Annotated in this window: 19 protein-coding genes; 9 read left to right on the forward strand and 10 right to left on the reverse strand. The window is 68.2% G+C overall.

Annotated features, from left to right (window positions below):
* Nucleotides 1–316 precede the first annotated feature (316 nt).
* Entirely contained in the window at nucleotides 317–1,825 is a 1,509-nt protein-coding gene (locus TF1_RS10550; RefSeq protein ID WP_169803315.1) for a CCA tRNA nucleotidyltransferase, read from the forward strand.
* A gap of 45 nt (nucleotides 1,826–1,870) precedes the next feature.
* Here the strand turns inward: TF1_RS10550 and TF1_RS10555 are convergent, their stop codons facing one another.
* The 5 genes from TF1_RS10555 to TF1_RS16515 all read right to left on the reverse strand — a co-directional run bounded on the left by TF1_RS10555 (nucleotide 1,871) and on the right by TF1_RS16515 (nucleotide 7,074).
* The gene (locus TF1_RS10555; protein ID WP_061783854.1) at nucleotides 1,871–3,172 is read right to left on the reverse strand and encodes an MFS transporter; all 1,302 of its coding nucleotides are present in this window, start codon (nucleotides 3,170–3,172) and stop codon (nucleotides 1,871–1,873) included.
* A 19-nt stretch (nucleotides 3,173–3,191) separates the two neighbouring features.
* Nucleotides 3,192–3,878: a hypothetical protein gene (locus TF1_RS10560; RefSeq protein ID WP_016187949.1), complete on the reverse strand. Its 687-nt coding sequence runs from the start codon at nucleotides 3,876–3,878 to the stop codon at nucleotides 3,192–3,194.
* Nucleotides 3,879–4,166: 288 nt separating this feature from the next.
* Nucleotides 4,167–5,246, reverse strand: coding sequence for an inositol-3-phosphate synthase (locus tag TF1_RS10565; protein ID WP_011293516.1), 1,080 nt, complete (start codon nucleotides 5,244–5,246; stop codon nucleotides 4,167–4,169).
* A 94-nt stretch (nucleotides 5,247–5,340) separates the two neighbouring features.
* Nucleotides 5,341–5,904 (reverse strand): PadR family transcriptional regulator, encoded by a 564-nt coding sequence (locus TF1_RS10570; RefSeq protein ID WP_011293515.1) that lies wholly within the window; start codon nucleotides 5,902–5,904, stop codon nucleotides 5,341–5,343.
* A 723-nt stretch (nucleotides 5,905–6,627) separates the two neighbouring features.
* Nucleotides 6,628–7,074: a hypothetical protein gene (locus tag TF1_RS16515; RefSeq protein ID WP_159055917.1), complete on the reverse strand. Its 447-nt coding sequence runs from the start codon at nucleotides 7,072–7,074 to the stop codon at nucleotides 6,628–6,630.
* A 195-nt stretch (nucleotides 7,075–7,269) separates the two neighbouring features.
* Here TF1_RS16515 and TF1_RS10575 point away from each other — a divergent pair, with 195 nt between their 5' ends.
* From TF1_RS10575 to rplI, 6 genes are all read left to right on the forward strand, one after another.
* Complete coding sequence (locus tag TF1_RS10575) at nucleotides 7,270–9,462, forward strand: transglycosylase domain-containing protein (protein ID WP_016187948.1); 2,193 nt, start codon at nucleotides 7,270–7,272, stop codon at nucleotides 9,460–9,462.
* A complete protein-coding gene (locus TF1_RS10580; protein WP_011293513.1) occupies nucleotides 9,459–10,829 on the forward strand; it encodes a glycosyltransferase family 87 protein in 1,371 nt (456 codons plus the stop codon). Before TF1_RS10575 ends, TF1_RS10580 begins: the two co-directional genes overlap by 4 nt.
* 120 nt (nucleotides 10,830–10,949) lie before the next feature.
* Nucleotides 10,950–11,240, forward strand: a complete 291-nt coding sequence (rpsF, locus tag TF1_RS10585; protein ID WP_011293512.1) for a 30S ribosomal protein S6 — start codon at nucleotides 10,950–10,952, stop codon at nucleotides 11,238–11,240.
* A gap of 49 nt (nucleotides 11,241–11,289) precedes the next feature.
* A complete protein-coding gene (locus TF1_RS10590; protein WP_061783855.1) occupies nucleotides 11,290–11,835 on the forward strand; it encodes a single-stranded DNA-binding protein in 546 nt (181 codons plus the stop codon).
* Nucleotides 11,836–11,896: 61 nt separating this feature from the next.
* Entirely contained in the window at nucleotides 11,897–12,133 is a 237-nt protein-coding gene (gene rpsR, locus TF1_RS10595; protein ID WP_011293510.1) for a 30S ribosomal protein S18, read from the forward strand.
* Between the two features lie 26 nt (nucleotides 12,134–12,159).
* On the forward strand, nucleotides 12,160–12,606 hold the full coding sequence (gene rplI / locus TF1_RS10600) for a 50S ribosomal protein L9 (protein ID WP_011293509.1): 447 nt from the start codon (nucleotides 12,160–12,162) through the stop codon (nucleotides 12,604–12,606).
* A 156-nt stretch (nucleotides 12,607–12,762) separates the two neighbouring features.
* Here the strand turns inward: rplI and TF1_RS10605 are convergent, their stop codons facing one another.
* The 3 genes from TF1_RS10605 to TF1_RS10615 are packed head-to-tail and all read right to left on the reverse strand — an operon-like array spanning nucleotide 12,763 to nucleotide 16,463.
* Entirely contained in the window at nucleotides 12,763–14,118 is a 1,356-nt protein-coding gene (locus TF1_RS10605) for an MATE family efflux transporter (protein WP_016187947.1), read from the reverse strand.
* A gap of 60 nt (nucleotides 14,119–14,178) precedes the next feature.
* Nucleotides 14,179–15,741 (reverse strand): FAD-dependent oxidoreductase, encoded by a 1,563-nt coding sequence (locus tag TF1_RS10610; protein ID WP_011293507.1) that lies wholly within the window; start codon nucleotides 15,739–15,741, stop codon nucleotides 14,179–14,181.
* On the reverse strand, nucleotides 15,738–16,463 hold the full coding sequence (locus TF1_RS10615) for a class I SAM-dependent methyltransferase (RefSeq protein ID WP_061783856.1): 726 nt from the start codon (nucleotides 16,461–16,463) through the stop codon (nucleotides 15,738–15,740). The genes TF1_RS10610 and TF1_RS10615 overlap by 4 nt, the downstream gene beginning before the upstream one ends.
* 89 nt (nucleotides 16,464–16,552) lie before the next feature.
* On the opposite strand from TF1_RS10615, the gene TF1_RS10620 reads away from it, so the two are divergent.
* Both TF1_RS10620 and TF1_RS10625 read left to right on the forward strand, forming a co-directional pair.
* Nucleotides 16,553–17,734: a lycopene cyclase family protein gene (locus TF1_RS10620; protein WP_061783857.1), complete on the forward strand. Its 1,182-nt coding sequence runs from the start codon at nucleotides 16,553–16,555 to the stop codon at nucleotides 17,732–17,734.
* 115 nt (nucleotides 17,735–17,849) lie between these two features.
* Nucleotides 17,850–18,068, forward strand: coding sequence for a hypothetical protein (locus TF1_RS10625; RefSeq protein ID WP_011293504.1), 219 nt, complete (start codon nucleotides 17,850–17,852; stop codon nucleotides 18,066–18,068).
* A gap of 58 nt (nucleotides 18,069–18,126) precedes the next feature.
* Here TF1_RS10625 and TF1_RS10630 read toward each other — a convergent pair whose 3' ends face one another.
* The gene (locus tag TF1_RS10630) at nucleotides 18,127–18,708 is read right to left on the reverse strand and encodes a DUF4352 domain-containing protein (protein ID WP_011293503.1); all 582 of its coding nucleotides are present in this window, start codon (nucleotides 18,706–18,708) and stop codon (nucleotides 18,127–18,129) included.
* Between the two features lie 238 nt (nucleotides 18,709–18,946).
* Entirely contained in the window at nucleotides 18,947–20,326 is a 1,380-nt protein-coding gene (locus tag TF1_RS10635) for an MBL fold metallo-hydrolase (RefSeq protein ID WP_011293502.1), read from the reverse strand.
* Nucleotides 20,327–20,331 lie beyond the last annotated feature (5 nt).

Raw genomic sequence — 20,331 nt, forward strand, 5'->3', positions numbered from 1 at the left:
CCGTACGGGTGGCTCCACAGAATAGAAGAGTCCCCACGGGAGCGCGATGACTCCGGGACAGTACCCGTCAAAGGCGCCGCTGCCGACCGTTGCGGGCCTTGTGGATCAGGGCGGACGCGGCACGCCGCGCGTCACGTCCGAAAACGACGATACCTGTTGTCCCCAAATGGGAACAGTGGGCGCAAGCGTCAGGCCACGAGGCATACGGCATCCTGAGAAGCAAGGGGACGGGCGACAGGGCCGTGGGATACGCCACTGGTGCCCGGTCCGGAAGCAGAGTCGATTCGCCATGGTGGAGTCTGGCCACATAGTCTCTGTGCCTGTGTCGAACAGTGAGTTTCCCGATCGGATCTCGAACTCCCCGACCGTTGAGGCCACGCTGACGGACGAACAGCGCTCGTCAGTCGACCGACTGCTGCGCACGGTCGACCCGGTAGTGACCGAACTGGGTGAGCGGTTCGCCGCGGCGGGGCACGAGTTGGCGATCGTCGGCGGTCCCGTACGCGATGCGCTCCTGGGACGTCCGGTTCACGACATCGACTTGACCACCGACGCGGTGCCCGAACGCGTCCTGGAACTCGTGGACGGCTGGGCCGACGCGGTGTGGACCATCGGTATCGAGTTCGGCACGGTAGGACTGCGCAAGAACGGGCGGCAGGTGGAGATCACCACCTACCGGAGCGAGTCGTACCAGGTCAAGTCGCGTAAGCCGGAAGTCAGCTACGGCACGTCGCTCTACGAGGACCTGGTCCGGCGGGACTTCACGGTCAACGCCATGGCGGTGCGCGTGCCCGGCGGGGAGTTCGTGGACCCGTTCGGAGGCCTCCGGGACCTGGCGGACCGCACGCTGCGCACTCCCGGCAAACCCGAAGACTCCTTCAACGACGACCCCCTGCGGATCATGCGGGGAATCCGGTTCGCCGCCCAGTTGGGGTTCTCAGTCGACGAGAAGGTCGCTGCCGCGATGACCGCGATGGCGGAACGGCTGCGCATCGTCTCCGCTGAGCGGATCCGCGACGAGCTCACCAAACTGATCCTGAGCCCCAACCCGCGGCTCGGCGTGTCCCTGATGACGGACCTGGGGGTGGCCAACTATGTGCTCCCCGAGATCCCGAAACTCAAGCTCACGGTGGACGAGCACCACCGGCACAAGGACGTCTACGAGCACTCGCTGACCGTGCTCGACCAGGCCGTGGACTTGGAACGGGCCCGCGGCATGGAGCCCGACCTGGTGCTGCGGCTGGCCGCACTCCTGCACGACATCGGCAAACCCAAGACCCGGGCTTTCCAGCCGGGCGGCAAGGTCACGTTCCACCACCACGAGGTGGTGGGCGCGTCGATGAGCAAGAACCGGCTGACGGCGCTGCGATTCCCCAAGGACGTGGTCAACGACGTCAGCAAGCTGGTCTCCCTGCACCTGCGGTTCTACGGCTACGGCAAGGGGGAGTGGACCGATTCCGCGGTGCGCCGCTATGCGCGGGACGCCGGCCACCTGCTGTCCCGGCTGCACATCCTGACCCGGGCCGACTGCACGACGCGCAACCGCCGCAAGGCTGCGGCGCTGGCCCGCGCCTACGACGACATTGAACGGCGGATCGAACGGCTGGCGAAGGAAGAGGAGCTGTCGAAGATCCGTCCGGACTTGGACGGCCACGAGATCCAGGAAGTGCTGGGAATCCGGCCGGGCCCGCTGGTCGGGCAAGCATGGCGGTACCTCCTGGAGCTGCGGCTGGAGCACGGCCCGCTCGGCAAGGAGGAGGCGACGAAGGCGCTCCTCCGCTGGGCTGAAGAGCAGGGAATCACCCCGGGCAAGCCGGAGGAGTGACCTGCGGCGGGCATCCCCTGCCCGCGATGCTCCGAGTCGGGTGGGTCAGCCGGCAGTGGCCGGGGACTCTTGCGCCACGGCGCTCCGCCGGGTCACGGCACCCCAGTACAGGGCCATGGCCGCGTAGCTGACGGCCATGGCTGTCACGACCGGGACCGACACCCCTGACGGCGGCACGGTGAGCGCGGCAACCGCCGCAGCAGCGACGAACGCCGCGTTGAAGAGCATGTCGTAGACGGAGAACACCCGGCCCCGGTAGGCGTCGTCGACATACCGCTGTACGAGGGTGTCCACGGTGACCTTGACCCCTTGGGAGACCACCCCCAGGGCGAAGCCCGCCACGGGGAACACGGACGCGTGGAAAGGCAGCCCGAACACGAGCAGAGCCGCGGCCCCGCCGACCAGCAGCACGGCGATCCACGTTCCTGCGCGCATCCGTTCCCGCGCCCACGGGGTGATGACCGCGCCGACCAGGAAGCCGACAGCGGAAGCCGCCATCGTCACGCTGAACGAGGCGAACCCGGCCGTGCCGCCCGCCGTGAACGTGTTGTTGTACAGCAGCAGCGTCATGATCGTGGCAATGCCGTACAGGAACCGGTGGCCAGCGATCGTGGCCAGCCCGTCGCGGGCCCAGCGGCGCTCCCCGATGTGCCGCGCCCCGTCCACCAGTCCGGCTACGACTGTGCGCAGCGCCTCCCGTACGCGAGGAGAGGCGGCTGCCAAGTCGGGGCCCAGCTCGGTACGGCCCAGGGTGAGGGACACCAGCCCGGCCACGGCGAAACCGCAGCCTGCCCCCGCGAGGATCAGCGCAGTGCCCAGCAGGCCGTCCCCACCGACCAGGCGCAGGCCAGCCCCCGCCCCTGCGCCGAGGAACGCGGCCGCTGTGCCGCACGTCGGCGTGACCGCGTTCGCCATGACCAGCCGGTCGTGCGGCACCACGTGGGGCAGGGCAGCGGACAGGGCGGCGAGGAAGAACCGGTTGATGCTGAGGAGCAGCAGCGCCGCGAGCAGGAACGGCGCTCCGTCCCACCCCAACGCGACGAGGACAGCGGTCGCCGCTGCCAGTCCCGCTTTGACCAGTGCGGAGTACAAGAGGACTTGGCGGCGCGCCCAGCGGTCGATGAACACCCCCGCCCACGGTCCCACGATGGAGAACGGGAGGAGCAGCACAGCGAAAGCCGCGGCGACCTCTCCCGCGGTCGTGTGCTGCTCCGGGGAGAAGAAGACGTATCCGGCCAGGCCGGCCTGGTAGACGCCGTCGGAGAACTGCGACGCCAGCCGAGTAGCGAAGAGCCGGCGGAATCGGGGACCGCGCAGCACTTCGCGGAGATCGCCGTGGAAGGACATCCGAACAGGGTAGGCCGGATCAGGACGGGTTCAGTACGCCGTCGGCGGTGCTGATCGACCCGTCGGGCTGCTCGGTGGCCACGCCGACAAGCAACTGGCCGTCTTTCACCACGATGTGCACGTGGCCGGAGGGCGTGCAGGTGCCGTTGCCGTCGTTGGTCGTGGTGTACTGCAGGTCAACGCTGTCGTCGCCGCTGCCGGTCACGAGGAGGCCCCAGGTGCAGGTCCGGCCGTTCGACATGGACAGCTCGGCTTCTGCGGTGCTCTCCCCGCCTTCGATGTGGAGCTCCAGATCCCACCGGGACTCCAGGTTGCCGGACATGTCGTACTGGCTCATGGTGCCCTGCCAGTCCCCGTCCATAGCGTCGGGGAATACGGGGGACGACCCGCTGCCGGTGTCGTCAGCAACCTGGTCGGAGTCCCCGGTGCGGGTGTCCGAGGTGGCGGTGGGACGGTCGTCTGCGGTCCTCGCGGCCGTGCTGTCCGGTGAAGCGTGGGCGGCCGGAGGGTCCGCTGTGTTGTTGTTCAACGCGATGACCGCCACGATCGCCACGATCAGCGCGACAATGGCGACGCCGCTGACGGCGAGCATGATGATGCCCGCAGTGTTCCGGCGTGGCGGTGGAGAAGGAGCAGGGTACTGCGGCGGGTAGGCGCTGTTCTGCCAGTGCGTCCCCTGGCCCTGGGGGTGGTGGGGGTAGTTCACGGACGTGCCGTCCCTTCCAGTCAACTCGGTGGGTGGCGCCTGGTGCCCGGAGTGCTGACGGCACAACGGGAAGGCAGCACGGTCGCGGACGTGTCTTCCGGAACCTGGATAGCAGCGGAGGGTGACGGTCGGCTGCTGTTCTGCTTCTTCCTTCTCTTATGTCGAATGAGATGGTCCCGGAATGTTTTTGGTTCCCTCAGGGCGGGACCGGTGCGCCTACGACAAGCCCATACACGAAAGAACGCCGGGGCAGGCGTCCGCCCCGGCGTGTGCGGTAGGCCGTCGGAGTTAGCGTTCGATCTCTCCGGCGATGAACTTCTCCACTGCTTCGTGCGCTTCGGCGTCCGAGTACTGCACCGGCGGGGACTTCATGAAGTACGAGGACGCTGCCAGGAGCGGGCCGCCGATTCCGCGGTCCTTAGCGATCTTGGCGGCGCGCACGGCGTCGATGATGATGCCCGCGGAGTTCGGAGAGTCCCACACTTCCAGCTTGTATTCCAGGTTCAGCGGGACGTCGCCGAAGGCGCGGCCTTCCAGGCGCACGTACGCCCACTTGCGGTCGTCCAGCCACGGCACGTGGTCGGAGGGGCCGATGTGCACCGAGCGGGCGTTGAGTTCGTGCGGAATCTGCGAGGTGACCGACTGGGTCTTGGAGATCTTCTTGGACTCCAGCCGCTCCCTCTCCAGCATGTTGAGGAAGTCCATGTTGCCGCCGAAGTTGAGCTGGTAGGTGCGGTCGATGATGACACCGCGGTCCTCGAACAGCTTCGACAGCACTCGGTGAGTGATGGTCGCGCCCACCTGCGACTTGATGTCGTCTCCCACGATGGGCACACCCGCGTCGGTGAACTTCTGGGCCCACACCGGGTCCGAAGCGATGAAGACCGGAAGGGCGTTGACGAACGCCACACCCGCGTCGATCGCGCACTGGGCGTAGAAGCGGTTGGCTTCTTCAGAACCGACCGGAAGATAGGAGACCAGCACGTCGGCTTGAGCGGCCTTGAGCGTGGCGACCACGTCGACGGCGTCTTCGGTGGACTCCTCGATGGTCTCCCGGTAGTACTTGCCCAGTCCGTCGAGGGTCGGGCCGCGCTGCACCGTCACCCCGGTCGGCGGGACGTCGCAGATCTTGATCGTGTTGTTCTCGCTAGCGGTGATCGCGTCCGCGAGGTCCTGGCCGACTTTCTTGGCGTCGACGTCGAACGCGGCGACGAACTCGATGTCCCGGATGTGGTACGGACCGAACTCCACGTGCATGAGGCCGGGCACGCGGGATGCCGGATCGGCGTCGCGATAGTAATGGACGCCTTGGACGAGTGAGGCGGCACAGTTGCCCACGCCCACGACGGCTACGCGTACCGAACCCATGGCAGTGGTCTCCTTCTGTCGATTCCGAAATCTTTGAGTGCGTGGGACATGCTTGTCGCGGCGTTGCCGCAGGGCTGGGGTGGTTCGGAAGGAGTCATCCCAATGGTCCCGGCTGAGACGGGGAGAGTGCAGCGAGGCGCTGTTCCCGCGCGATAAGCCCGTCAAGCCAATGGATCTCCCGCTCCACGGACTCGGCTCCGTGGCGGCGCAGTTCCCGCAGATAGTCGTCAGCGGTGTGGGCCAGGCGGGAGCGCAACTCCTTCAGCCGGGTGAGAAGCCGATCGCGGCGACCGTGCAGAATGCGCAGCCGAAGGTCCGATCTGGCGTGCCCGAAGAGGGCGAAGTACACGCCGAAGGACTCGTCGTCGCAGGCCGCTGGGGTGACCTCGTCGAGCATCCCGTGCAGGTGCTGGTGTCCAGCCTCGGTGAGGCGGTACACGATCCGGGTCCGCCCGAATCCGGTCTCCTCGGGGTGCTGGGAGATATGCCCCCGACGCAGCATCCTCTTCAGGCAGGGGTACAGCGACCCGTAGGAGAAGGCCCGGAAGAACCCCAGTTCGGAGTTGAGGCGCTTGCGCAGTCCGTACCCGTGCAACGGGGACTCGTATAACAGGCCGAGGACGGCTAGCTCCAGCACCCTGGCCCGGCGTGCGCTCATCCCTCACCTCCACCCCGGCTGTGTCTTGGACATGGTGAACGCCTCTACCCCGAGCCGGGGAGAGGCACACCTGTCGGCACCCTTTGAGGCGTTCCTGAGTGTATCTGGTTGATATATCGAGCCGATAGGTGAACCCCCCGAGTACCGGATTGAGGAGTGGTGGGGCGAGGCGTCGATAGGTGAGGCGGAAAACCCGATGCTGTCGGGTTTTTCGGCGATTCGCCGCACTCACAGCCGTTTCGTTCTCCGATTGTGGAAAACAGTGCGCGTCCCCGGTGTGGCCAGGTACTCTCAGCCGTGGGTTGTGCTATATGGCGTTACCGTCCTAACGTAACTTTCGCCCCGATAGGACCATCGCATGCCGTTTGCCGTGGTATCGGTGTTCGCTATGCGTCGGTGGTGCGGCTGGTCCACCGTTCACTGGCAACGCGTGAACGGCCGTAGCAGGGAAAGACCACGTGGTCGTCACGGGCCCCACCCGTGGTGTCATCCACGTGCAGCCGATACAGAGAGGTTCGGGGTTCGGGACGTTCCGAGGTCTTCCCCCGATCAGCCAGTGACGAGGAGGTCAGGCAGCAACCGGTTCAATTCCGCCTCACGAGCGCCTTCGGTCACGCGCCGATCCCCCAGGCGACACCGAGAGCGGGAGAAACGGAACGAGGCTTTCCCGCATGGTCCGGGGGCTGCACTGCCTCTCCCAGAAGTCGACAGGCCGGTCGGCCTTCAATAGACGAACGAGGACGCGTGAGTACCGAAAGACGACGGAGTGCTGGCGGTCGCCGCCGGGCCGATGGCCCGATGGGTGAACCGCGCGGCGACGGCGGTAGGCGTAGCCGCGACGGCTACGCCGCGGACGAGCGCGCCGCGGCGGGTCGCCGTAGGCCGCGGGAGGACGACGGTTTCTGGGCTGACGAGCCCGGGCGCCGTGCCCGCGGGTCGCTGGGCGACTATGAAGATCGGCCGCGCCGCTCTCGGAGCAGAGAGGACTTCGGTGATCGTCCACGTCGTTCCCGTGACCCACGGGACGACTACTTCGACGAGTCCCCGCGCCGCACTCGGGCGCCGCGAGGCGAGGACGAGTACCGTCCGCGGCGGCGGGCCGCTGATGAGACGGCCGTGCTCGGCAGTGGCGGGGCACCGGGTCGCCGGAGGAGCCGAGATTCCGGCCATCCCGAGGACGGGCGTCCAGCGCGTCGCCGACGTGCCGAGGATGAAGGATACAGCGGACGTCGTCGGGCAAGCGCGGCCCACTCGGGGAGTGGCGGCGGACGGCGCCGCCGGTCCTGGGAGGACGAGGACGAGTACGACGAGAGAGGGCCCGTCCGGCGCTTCTTCGCCAAAGCGTGGAAGCCCACGCTCATCACCATGGCGGTGCTGTTCGTCCTCGGGGTCGCGGGGATCGGCATCGCCTACGCCATGGCCCCCTCCCATGAAGACCTTGAGGCCAAAGCCGACGTCAAGCTCGCAGCGAACGTCGTCTACTTCGAGGACGGCAAGACCGAGGCCACCAGGTTCGGGGAAGTCGACCGGGTGCCGGTCGGTATCGAGCAGGTGCCGCAGACCGTGATCGACGGTGTCCTCGCGGCCGAGCACCGCACCTTCTACGAGGACAACGCGATCAACCTGATGGGTCTGCTCCGCGGTCTCGTCTTCGGCGGTACGCAAGGTGGTGGTTCGACCATCACCCAGCAGATGGCCCGGAACTACTACGACTCGCTGACCACCAACGAGTCGTCCACGATCGACCGGTACGTCCGTAAGTTCAACGAGATCCTCATCGCGTTCAAGGTCGAGCAGAGCCTGACGAAGGACGAGATCCTCGAGCAGTACCTCAACACCATTTACTTCGGGCGCGGCATCGGGGTGCAGGCAGCCGCCCAGGGGTACTTCGGCAAGGACGTCAGTGAACTCGACGCCGCTGAGGGTGCGTTCATCGGCACGGTGATCCAGCAGCCGGGCAACTTCGGCACTGCGGTCCCCGACTCCGAGATGTACGAGATCCTCAAGGAGCGGTGGCAGTACACGGTGAACGGCCTCGTCGAGATGCACGAGGAGAACCCCGAGCGCGGTCTTAGCCGCGAAGAGGCCGACAAACTGGAGTTCCCCGACCCGCTGCCGCTCGAAGCCGACGACTCGTACGCGGGCTACCGCGGCTACATCCAGGAGGCGGTCCGCAGCGAGCTGGAGTCCCGCTACGGGCTGACCCCGGAGCAGATTGCGCGCGGCGGCTACCAGGTGACCACTTCGCTCAACGAGAAGTGGATGCAGTACGCCGAGGAAGTCGTCGAGGAGCAGAAAGAACGGACGCTGAACAACACCGGCCAGGAGATCCCGGAGGAGACCCAGTTCGGTATCGCCATGGTCGATACCTCCACCGGTGAGATCAAGGCGTTCTACGGCGGTCCGGACCCCACCCAGTACGCCAACCAGTCTCTGGTGCAGCGGCAGCAAGCCGGCTCCGCGTTCAAGCCGTACGTGCTGGCCACTGCGTTGGAGCAGGGCATCAGCCTGCGGAGCATCTACGACGGCGACAGCCCGAAGGAGTTCCCGGGCCTGGCCCAGCCGGTCAGGAACGACGGCAACCGCAGCTACGGTCCGGTCGACTTGATCCAGTCCACCCGGGACTCGATCAACACCAGCTACGTGCAGTTGGCGATCGAGGTCGGCCCGCAGGCGGTGATCGAGACCGCGCTGGCCGCGGGAATCCCGGAGAAGCAGTTGGAAACGGCCGAGATCGGTCCCAACATCGCGCTGGGCACCATGTCGGTCGCCGCGGTCGACCAGGCGGCCGGGTTCGCGACTTTCGCCAACGGCGGTTACCACATGCCGCAGCACTTGATCGCTAAGGTGGTGGACACCGAGACCGGCGAGGAGCTGCAGCCGAAGGACGCCGACATTCTGGAGTCCGGTGGCACCCGGGCGTTCAGCGCAGAGACGGCGGCCGACGCTACTTACGCGATGCAACAGGTCATCACCGACAACCACAACGCCAAGCTGGACGACGGCCGTCCCATGGCCGGCAAGACCGGTACCTCCAACAACGCCGTGTCCGCGTGGTTTGTGGGCTTTGTGCCGCAGTACTCCACTGCGGTGGGACTGCATCGCACCGACGGCGAACCGCTCGTGCTGCCTGGTGAGGCCAGCATCTACGGTGGTCAAATGCCAGCCCGGTTGTGGAAGGCGTTCATGACCAAGGTGCTGGAGGACGTGCCTCCCGAAGAGTTCCCCCAGCCGGTGTTCGGCGGCGAGGTGCGCAACCACGCACCGACTCCGAGCCCGGATCCTTCGCCTTCGCAGGAGCCGGAGGAGACCGAGGAGCCGACCACCGAGCCGAGCATGCCGCTTCCCTCGTTCACTCCGCCGGGTCGGGGCGACGAGCCGAACTGCGACATCCAGTGGTGGCTGCCGGAGTGCCGCCAGGATGACGAGCCGCCCGGCGACGGGGAGCCGACTTCTCCGCCTGACGAGCCGGGCCAGCCGGGCACCGGGCCTGGCCCCGGCGGTATCGGCGGTCCGGGGTGGAACAGTAACCAGATCGCTTACCGGGGCCGGGAGTGACCTCGTCACCGCACCGGTCTGAGGAGACTGGACTGCAGGGCGCCGACAGCGGGACTGTCGGCGCCCCTGCCGTGTCCGCGCCCCGTCCCGCCGACTGGGTCTGGCTTGTCGTTCTCGGGGTCGGCGGGGCGCTGCTCGGCTACCTCGGCAAGGCCCGCTGCCGGTTCGGTGGGGCGTGGCTGGACGGCACCCAGTACCCGGCGCTGTGCTACACCGACGTCTTCCCGCTCTACTACCGGGACGAGCTCGACACCGGGGCCATCCCCTACCTGGACATCCCGGTGGAGTACCCGGTGCTCACCGGCGGCCTGATGTACGTGCTGTCCCGGGCCGTGTCCTGGCTGCCCGACTCTTTGACCCGCGGATACGGCTACTTCGACGCCACCGCCCTCGTGATGGGCGTGTGCCTGGTGGCCACGGTGGTCTGTGTCGGATGGCTGGTGGGGCGCGGCGGGGTTACGGCGACCCGGCGCGTCTTCCACTCGCGGGCTGCGCTGCGCGCTGGAGCGTTCGTCGCCCTGGTCCCGGCCGCGGTGCTGACTTTCGCGATCAACTGGGACCTGCTCGCTGTGGCGCTCGCCGCCGGCGGACTCGTCTGCTATGCGAAGGACCGGCTGTGGGCGGCCGGGGCGCTAATCGGTCTCGCCGTGGCCGCGAAGTTCTACCCGTTCTTGTTCTTCGGCCCGCTCTTCGTGCTGATGGTTCGCGACCTGGTTCGGGAGCGGGCAGGCCGGGAGGCGGTTGCCCGGTTCGCCGTCCCGCTGGGGGGCGCGCTGCTGGCGTGGGCGGCGGTCAACCTGCCCGTCTACCTGGCCAGTCCTGAAGGGTGGAGCACTTTTTTCACGTTCAGCCAAGAGCGGGGGGCCGACTGGGGGTCGGTCTACTACGTGCTCGGCATGCTGGAGCTCTTCCCTTCCGGTGACCGGGAGATGGTCAACCTGGTGGGCACCACGGCACTGCTGGTCTGCTGCGTGGGGATTGCCGCGCTCACCTGGTTCGCGCCGCGCCGTCCCCCGGTAGAACAGTTGATCTTCCTGGTGGTGGCGGCTTTCCTGCTGACCAACAAGGTGTGGTCGCCGCAGTTCGTGCTGTGGCTGCTGCCGTTGGCTGTGCTCGCCTGGCCCCGCCGCCGCGGTCTGCAGCCGTTCGCGGTGGTGCTGTTCGTGCTCTGGCAGCTCGCCGAGGTCGGCTACATCGTGGGGGTCTGGCACTACCTGTGGGCCCACCAGAACCCGATGATGGGGGTGGGGATCGAGTTCGAGACCTACGCGGTAGCCGTGTTCGGCCGGATGCTTTCCCTGCTTGCCGTGGGTGTACTCGTCGTTGTGGATTCTGTGACGAGCCGGTCCGCTGTCCTTGACAACTGATAGCCTTGAACTCTGTTCGGCTAGGGGAGCCCTCGCGAGCACGGTTCGCGCGCAGGCTCTTGCCCTCCTGCCATGGAAAGACCATGGCCGCAACAGTCCAAAGGAGAGGTACGTACGCCTATGCGTCGTTACGAAGTGATGATCATTCTGGACCCGACCCTTGACGAGCGCACGGTGGCCCCGTCACTGGAGCAGTTCCTTTCGGTCGTGCGCAACGAGGGCGGCTCCGTGGAGAAGGTCGACGTGTGGGGTAAGCGTCGGCTCGCCTACGACATCGGCAAGAACTCCGAGGGCATTTACGCCGTCATCGACCTCACCGCGAAGCCCAGCACGGTCCACGAGCTCGACCGCCAGCTCAACCTGACCGAGGCTGTGCTGCGTACCAAGGTTCTGCGCCCCGAGATTCACTGAGTCTCGTCGGCCGCACAAACTCTCCCGTCTAGGAATCCGGAGCCCAGCAATGGCAGGCGAAACCCAGATCACGATCGTCGGCAACCTGGTCGATGACCCTGAGTTGCGCTTCACCCCGAGCGGGGCCGCGGTCGCGAACTTCCGCGTAGCCTCCACACCGCGCGTCTTTGACCGCCAGACGGGAGAGTGGCGAGATGGCGAGTCCCTCTTCCTCAACTGCTCAGTCTGGCGGCAGTACGCGGAGAACGTGGCCGAAAGCCTCCAGCGCGGTATGCGTGTCATCGTGCAGGGACGGCTCAAGCAGCGTTCGTACGAGACCAAAGAAGGCGAGCGGCGTACCGTCTTCGAGGTCGAGGTTGAAGAAGTGGGTCCCGCACTGCGGCACGCCACCGCCAAGGTGACGAAGACACAGCGTCAAGGCGGAGGTTACGGCGGCTACGGCGGACCCCCGTCGGGCGGCGGCTACGGCGGCCAGGGGGGCGGTTACGGCGGCAACCAGGGTGCCCCGTCCGGTCCTCCAGTGGACGACCCGTGGGCCACCGGCGGCGGAGGGTTCGGTGGCGGTGGAGGCTACTCCGACGAACCGCCGTTCTAAAACATTCCTGTCCCAGCGACCATCCCCGCACCAGCGGGGCTCTTGATCAAGGAGCACCACGATGGCGAAGCCACCAGTCCGCAAACCCAAGAAGAAGGTTTGCGTGTTCTGCCAGGAGAAGATGACCTACGTCGACTACAAGGACACGACTCTCCTGCGCAAGTTCATTTCCGACCGCGGTAAGATCCGCGCCCGCCGCGTCACCGGCAACTGCACGCAGCACCAGCGCGACGTCGCCAAGGCCGTGAAGAACGCCCGCGAAATGGCGCTGCTGCCCTACACGAGCAGCGCCCGCTGACCGAGACCGGACGAGGAGGTACGAACGTGAAGCTCATCCTGACTCACGAAGTCGACGGTCTCGGTTCTCCGGGTGACGTTGTCGAGGTGAAGGACGGCTACGGCCGCAACTACCTGCTGCCGCGCGGGTTCGCCATCAAGTGGACGCGGGGCGCGCAGAAGCAGATCGACTCGATCCGCCGCGCCCGCGCCGCTCGGGAGATCCGCAGCCTGGACGAGGCCAAGCAGATTGCTGAGCAGCTCGGTTCGCTCAAGGTGCGCCTGAACCAGCGCGCCGGCGACAACGGCCGCCTGTTCGGTTCGGTGACCAGCACGGACGTGGCCGAGGCGGTCAAGGCGGCGGGCGGCCCCGAGGTCGACAAGCGTCGGATCCAGATCCGCAACCCGATCAAGTCGGTGGGCGACTACACGGTGGAGATCCGGCTCCACCCCGAGGTGAACGTCTCCCTGCCGATCGAGGTTGTCGGCGTCTGAGTTCCGCGATCCGAGTCGTTGCCAGGCCCCGGTGCTGGTGCATCGGGGCCTTCTGCTGTGCGGACCCGCCCCGGGCAGGGCCGCGCCCGGCAGTAGATCCAGCGCAGGCTGTGCGGCCGGGGTACGGCGCACGCCGGGCCGGTGCCTGATCGCCGGTTACCGCGGGGATCCGGCCCCGGTGACGAGCCACGCGGTCCCGGAAGCCCGGACGCCCAGGAACACTCCGCGTGCCGCGATCCACACTCCGAAGGCCGACCACAGCAGGACAAGGCCGGTGACGGATCCGGGGACGGCGAAGAGGGGGACCAGGGCAGCGCAGGGCAGGAAGATCAGCATGGTCCACAGGCTCGCCCAGGCCAGGTAGCGCTGGTCTCCAGCGCCCATCAGGATCCCGTCGAGGACCATCACGACCCCGCTCAGCGGCTGCAGCAGCGCGACGACGATCAGCGCGGCGAGGATGAGGTCGCGCACGTGCGGGTCGTCGGTGAACGGGATCCACGCCCAGGGGCGTACCGCGAGGACGAGCACGGTGAAGACGGCGCCGATCATGATCCCCCACTCCACCATTCGGCGGGTGACTTCGCGGGCGCCGGGCACGTCCGAGGCCCCCAGGTAGCGGCCGACAATCGACTGGCCTGCGATGGCGATCGCGTCCAGCGTGAAGACCAGCAGCGACCAGAGTTGGAACACCACTTGGTGGGCGGCGATCTCCGGGTCGCCGAGACGGGCCGCGATCGCGGTGGTGACGACAAGGACTGCGCGAAGCGACACGGTGCGGATGAACAGCGCGAACCCGGAGGCTGCCGCGTCACGCAGCCCGGACCGGGTGGGCGCGAACGAGACACCGTGGCGTTGCGCGGCGCGGACCAGCACCACCAGGTAGATGGCTGCACCGCCGCTCTGCGCGACGACCGTGGCCCACGCGGATCCGGCGATCCCCCAGCCCAGGCCCCACACGAACAGCATGCTCAGCACGATGTTGGCGAGGTTTGCGCTGACCGTCACGAACAGGGGGATGCGGGCGTTCTGCAGGCCGCGCAGCACCCCGGTGCCCGCCATGATGATCAGCAGGCCGGGCAGGCTGAGCAGGCTGATCCGCAGGTAGGTGAGTGCATACGGGGCGACGGTCGGGGAGGCGCCCAAAGCGTCGATGAGGAGGGGGGACAGCGGCCAGCCCAGGGTGATGGCGGTGGCGGCGATGAGGACGGCCAGCCATACTCCGTCGATGCCGTGGCGTAGTCCGAGGGCGATCTGCCCGGCGCCGAACCGGCGGGAGACCGCAGCCGTGGTGCCGTAGGCGAGGAAGATGCACAGGTTGGCGAAGGTCAACAGGATTTGGCTGGCCACGCCCAGGCCGCCGAGTGCCGCGGTGCCGAGACTGCCGACCACCGCGGAGTCGGTGAGGAGGAACAGCGGCTCGGAGACGAGCGCGAAGAACGTGGGAATGGCGAGCCGGAAGATTTCGGTGTCCCGAGGATGCCGGAACGGCGCCGTAGTGCTCAGACGTGCCATTGCGTGGCCACGTTACCTTGTTGCCGCATGCGGGGTGACCAGTGGGGTGGAGGTAGCGGTTCACCCGAGGGCCGACAAGGGCTGTGTCCGCGGTAGCGGGGGCAGCAGGTGCCGGGCGAGGGGGATCCGCCCCTGGTTGGGGACGCTCCACACCACATGGCCGGGCAAGCCCCACAGGCTCAGCAGGGTGTTGGCGGCGAGCAGGCCGCTGGTTGCGGCGCGTTCCATGAGCGCGACGGGAAGGTCGACGCGGACGTGGTCTCCGGCGACGACGAGGAACGGATCGGGGGTGGTGACGGTGAGCCGTCGGGTGAAGTCGCCGGGGGGAAAGAGCGGGCAGTCGGCGCGGAGTTCGGAGCGTTCGTCGACGATGCGCGCCGTCGCGGTCTCCGGGTAGACCTGGTGGAGTTGGGCGACGAGCCGGTCGCGCTCCACGGAGAGCACAGCATCGTCGGGGAGCGCGTAGGCGTGGAGTTCGACGACGGAGCCGCCGGTGCGGGCCGCCCACGCGGCCGCTTGGTCTTCGTAGCGTTCCAGCACGCTGATGTTGTCGAGCGTGGGGTAGCCGCTGGTGCCGAGGAACGCGGGCCGGTCGGCGCGGACGGGCTGGTCGAGCCAGAGTCGGCACACGAGGAAGGGCGGGGCACTGGGCCGTTCGGCGACTTGGGAGCGCCAGGCAGGGCTGCCGAGCCGGGGGGATGCGGCGACGAGGGCGCGCAGTCCGGGCAGGTCGGTGGCGAGTACCACGGCGTCGTATTCAGCGGTCCCGGTCAGCGTGGCCACAGAGTAGCGGCGGGTGTGCCCCGGTTCGATCCGGGTGACCGGGGTGCTGGTGAGGATGGCGGCGCCGTGGGAGCGCAGGTAGTCGGCGAGCGGCTGCCACAGGGCGCGGGGGAAGGGGGCCCGCGGCACGTCGAAGAGCAGTCCTTCGCCGGAGCCGAGGAAGTAGATGTGGAACATGGTGAGCAGTTCGGCCGCGGACAGGGCGCGCGGGTCGGCGAAGAAGCTGCGGGAGAACACTTCGAGCGCCAGGTGGCGGGCGGTGTCGGGGAACCGCAGCCGGTCGAGGAAGTCCAGCGCGTCGACGTGGTCGAATTGCTGGTAGACGTCGGGGACGCGGACGTCGAGGAGGGCGAGGGCCGCGACCAGGTTGACGCGGGCGAGGTCGCGCCAGTGGAAGCTGGGGCTGCGGGCGACGAAGGTGAACGCGTTCCATGGCGGCGTGGTGGGCAGGCCCGCGAACCCGTCGAGGGCTCCGTTGGCGTGGACGAGCGGATAGTCGGGCAGGGGGACGAACCCGGAGAGTCCGGGGTCGGCGCGGCGCAGCAGGGCGCGCAGGTTGTAGTACTGGCGGAAGAACGCGTGGAAGCCGCGGCTCATGGTGACGGTGGAGCCGTCGGTGAGCACCGTGTCCCACCCGGAGAGGCGGCCGCCTAGCTGCGGGTCGCGTTCCAGCACGGTGACGGCTATACCGCGTTCCGCGAGCGCTGTGGCTGCGGCCAGGCCGGCGATGCCGCCGCCGATGACGGCGACGCGGGCGGGTTGTGCTGGTGGGGATCCGACGGGGCGCGGCGGGAGGTGGCGTTGGATGCGCGGGTCGCGGCCGGGAGGCTGCGGGATCATGCGGTCTCCTCTTCGTAGGCGCGGCGGGCGAGGAAGGTGTGGGTGATCCCGGTCTGCCAGCCGGGCAGCGGGAGGACGCGGATGTCGCGCAGGCCTGCGGTGCGCATGCGTGCGGTGAGTTGGCGTACGCCGTCGAATTCCACGACGCCGCGCCACAGGTAGCGGTACAGGTCGGCGCGGCCGGACAGGGCCCAGCCCAGCGGGATGATCACGGACCAGCAGACCGCGGTCCACACGGCGGTGGCGAGGGGCGAGTCGGCGACGGAGTACTCGTGGAGGGCGAGGCGTCCGCCGGGGCGGAGCAGGTCGTGGATGACGGCGAGCGTCCGGTCGGGGTCGGGGCAGTTGCGCAGCAGGTAGGCGGCGAAGACCGCGTCGAACGGTCCGGTGCCGGCGAGGGTTTCGGCTCGGGCGTGGTGGAACTGCACGTTGTCGGGCCAGGTTTTGCGGCGGGCTACGGCGAGCATGCCGGCAGAGGCGTCAACGGCGAGGATGTCGGCGTGCGGGGCGACGTGGAGGAGCGCGGCGGTGGACGCGCCGGTCCCGCAGCCGAGGTCGAGGATCCGCAGTCCGGCCCCCTTGCGGGGAAGCCGCAGCCGGGCGGCAGAGCGGCGCAGGTGGGCGTGGTAGCCGGGGTTGGCGGCGACGAGGCGGTCGTAGACGGCAGCGGAGCGGTCGAATTCTGCGGTGACCCAGTGCTGTTTCTTGGCCTCGACGGACAACGGCAGTCCCTCTCCCCGGAATAGCGCTTTAAGTAATGGAAAAACTACCCTGCGTTATTCCATGGTGTGGTGCTGTCGGGAGGGGTGTCGTGGAACGAGTGGACGTGGCGATCGTGGGGGCGGGTGCGGCCGGGCTTTCGCTCGCCCACCGGTTGGACCGGGTGCTGCCGCACCGGTCCGTGGTCCTGGTGGAGACCCCGGAGGCGGCGCTCCGGTCTCCCGAACGCACCTGGTGTTTCTGGGAGGAGGAGACCGGGGAGTGGGATGCGGCTGTCTGCCATAGGTGGCACGCGTTGGCCGTGCAGGGGCCGGACGGGACCACGTGGCGGTCCCGCATCCACCCGCTGGTGTACAAGATGATCCGCTCCCGGGACTTCGAAGCCCTGGTGCGGGGCAGTCTGCAGCGGGTCCGTACCCTCCACTGGACGGTCACGGACATTGTCGACGGCCCCGGGGAGGCTGTGCTGCGGCTGCGCGGCGCTGACGGCGCGCAGCGGGAGCTTGCCGCGGGCCTGGTGTTCGATTCCCGGCCGTTGGTGGGCTTACCGGCGGAAGGGGTGACGCTGCTGCAGCATTTCCGGGGCTGGTTCGTCCGCACTGACCGGCCCCGTTTCGATTCTTCCGCGGCGGTGCTGATGGACTTGCGGGTGCCGCAACCGGAGCGGGGGGTCGCTTTCGGCTACCTTCTGCCGTTTGATGCGCGTACCGCGCTCGTGGAGTACACCGAGTTCACGCGGGAGGTGTGCTCGGACGCGGCGTATGACGCAGCGCTGCGCGACTACACCGAGAACCTTCTCCATTTGGGGGTGTTCACGGTCACCGGTGTGGAGCAGGGGGTGATCCCGATGACGAGCGCCCACCTGCCCGAGCGGGTGGGGCACCGCGTGTTCCGGATCGGGACTGCGGGAGGGGCCACCCGTCCTGCCACGGGCTACACCTTTGCCGGGGTGCAGCGGCAGACACGGCGGATTACGGCGGCGCTTGTGGCGGGTCGGTTTCCGGTCGGCTATTCGGCGTACCCGGCTCGCCACCGGTTTTTCGACGCGGTGCTGCTCCGCGGCCTCGACGAGGGGGTGGTCGACGGCGCGGAGTTCTTCGCCACCCTGTTCCGGAGCAATCCGCTGCCGCGCCTGCTGCGGTTCCTTGACGGGTCGAGCCGCCCGTGGGAGGAGTTGGCGATCGGTTTGGGCACCCCGGTCGCGGACATGTCCACGGCCTTGTGGCGGCAGGTGCGCGCTGGCCGCCGGGTCGCGAGCAGTCTTCCCAGGTGACGTGTCTTCCCGGACCGGGATGCCGTGCTGTGGCGACTCTGTGTCGCAGTCTGGTGTCTCATAGTGGCCTCTATCGGCCAAACAGAAACCTACCTTCCGGTATTAAGGTGGTTCCATGGTGGCGATGATCCTTCCTCCGCAGGAGGATACGACCCCCAGCACTGTGCACACCGTGGACGAACCGTGGGCGGAGGCGGCGGGCGAGCCGACCCTCGGCAGCGAAGGGCTGGCTACGTCAGTCCCGTTCGCGGACACCGTCATGACCAGCCCAGACGACGAAGAAGAAGAGGACGACGGCGGTCCGGAGTGGCTCTGGCCCCCACACCGGATCTAGAACTCGTGTGCGCGGCACGGTCGCCCTGCGGCCGTGCCGTTCCGCAGTCCACACCCCGTCACGGACGGGCTTCCAGGTTGGCGAACACCGCCCCGTAGTCGAGCGTGAGCACGATCTCGTAGAGCCGCGTGTCCGGCGGCGCAGCGAACACGACCGCGGTGTCGGCGGCGTCCCCCGGGCCCAGCAGCAGCGGCTCCGTGGCAGCGGCGACCACCTGCTCGGCTTCCGGGTCGTTGGGGAAGGTTTCCCCCGCCACACTGGCCGCGGTCGCCGCAGAAGGGGCAAAACTCGAAGGCTCGGTGCCGCGGTTGACGACGCGGAGGGTGAACACGTGGTAGGTCATCCCTGCGGGCGCACGCACCTGCTCCCCCGCGCCGCTGGTGAGGATGCCGTCCCCGTCCACGTGCACGCCGGTGACCTGCAACCGCCAGTCCCCCGCAGTGGCGGTCACCCCGCGGAAGTCATCCGGCTCAGGGGTCTTCTCGAAGCGGGGAAGGAACGGGGTGCGCGGGGCTCCGGACACCGACCGGAGGGGAGCCGGGGCCTGCTCAGGAAGAACGTGAACGCCAACGACGAGGAGCGCCCCGAGGACGAGGACAGCGCCGCCTCCCGCAGCAACGGTCCACACGGTTTTCTCCATGGGAAGTCCTCCATCGCGGACTTGTCCTGCTTCCCCGCTTCGAACCCGGTAAAGACCGGCTGCGGCAAAAAAGCAGCAAACCCCGGAGACAGCGGTGGGACGCCGTCTCCGGGGAGGCCGCCCGGGCACGGCAGGCAGACCGGTGAAGCAGCCGTGCCCGGACAGCGCGGTGCAGCGTGGGGCTCGTCGGCGGCGGACCGCCGGAAGCCGGGCGCGGCACCGCTGAGCGGCCGCCGGACTAGACCGTCTGCTGCAGTGCTTCGAACGCCGTGTAGCCGCCGAGCAGGTCGGAGACGTCCGTCAGCCCTTCGGCGCGGAGCAGGCTGGCCGCGACACTGGAGCGGTAGCCGCTGGCGCAGTACACCACGACTGGGCGGTCCTTCGGCACCTCGTCGAGCCGTTTGGGCAGCTCCGCAAGCGGGATGTGCAGAGAGTCGGGGATCGCGCCCTGGTCACGTTCGCCCTGGTTGCGCACGTCCAGCACCACGGGCGGCTCCGCGTCCCGCAGCCGCTCGGTGAGCGCCACCGCGGTCAGGCGCGATGAGCTCTGCATCTCGTCGGGGATGGTGACGAAGACGTTCTCCGGTTCCGGCAGGTAGCCGCGGGCCGTGTCGAAACCGACCCGGGCCAGTCGGACCAGGGTCTCCTCTTCCTGGCCTTCGGGAGCGACGACCAGCAGCGGGGTGCCCGGCTTCAGCACGCTTCCCGCGGTCTCCGCGAACCGGCCGTTCACGGGGATGTTGAGCGCGCCGCGCAGATGGCCGGTCGCGTACTCCTGCGGGTCCCGGGAGTCCACGACCACTGCCCCGGCAGCCCGCTGCGCCAGGAAGTCGTCAGCGGAGAGGGCGACGACGAGTGTGTCGATGTCCAGCACTTCGCGCTGCTTGCGGTTGAGGACCGCGTCGTAGGCGAAGTAGGAGGGAGCGGACGGCTGGCCCGCGGTGACCAGGGAGACGAAGGTCTCCTCGTCCATGGGACGGCACGCGTAGTTGGTGCGCCGCTGCTCACCGATCGTGGACCAGCGCTCGGTGGACAGGTTCTTGCCGCAGGCCGAACCCGCGCCGTGCGCGGGGAAGACCCGCACGTCGTCGTGGAGCCCCATGAGCTTGTGCTGCACCGAGTCGTACAGCATCCGGCCGAGTTCTTCTGCGGTGTAGCCGAGCGAGGCGAGCAGGTCGGGGCGGCCCACGTCGCCGATGAAGAGCGCATCCCCGGTGAGGACCCCGTAGGGGACCGGGTCGTCGGCGTGCTCGTAGACGAGGATGCTGATGGATTCAGGGGTGTGCCCCGGGGTCTCCATGATCTCCAGGACGACGTCGCCGAGGACGATCCGCTCCCCGTCAGCCAGTTTCCGGATGGGGTATTCAGCTTCGGCGCGGCTGCCGTAGCCGATCCATGCCCCGGTGCGTTCCGCCAGTTCCAGGTGGCCGGCGATGAAGTCGGCGTGGAAGTGGGTGTTGATGACCCCTTCGATGGTCAGCCCTTTCTCTTCGGCGTCCGCCAGGTATTCGGTGACGTCGCGCCGCGGGTCGACCACGATGGCCTTCCCCGTGGTTTCGTCAGCGACCATGTAGGACGCGTGGGAGAGGCAGTCCAGGTAGTACTGCGTGAACAGCATGGGCG

Source organism: Thermobifida fusca NBRC 14071 = JCM 3263 (genome assembly GCF_001592045.1).
Taxonomy (GTDB): domain Bacteria; phylum Actinomycetota; class Actinomycetes; order Streptosporangiales; family Streptosporangiaceae; genus Thermobifida; species Thermobifida fusca.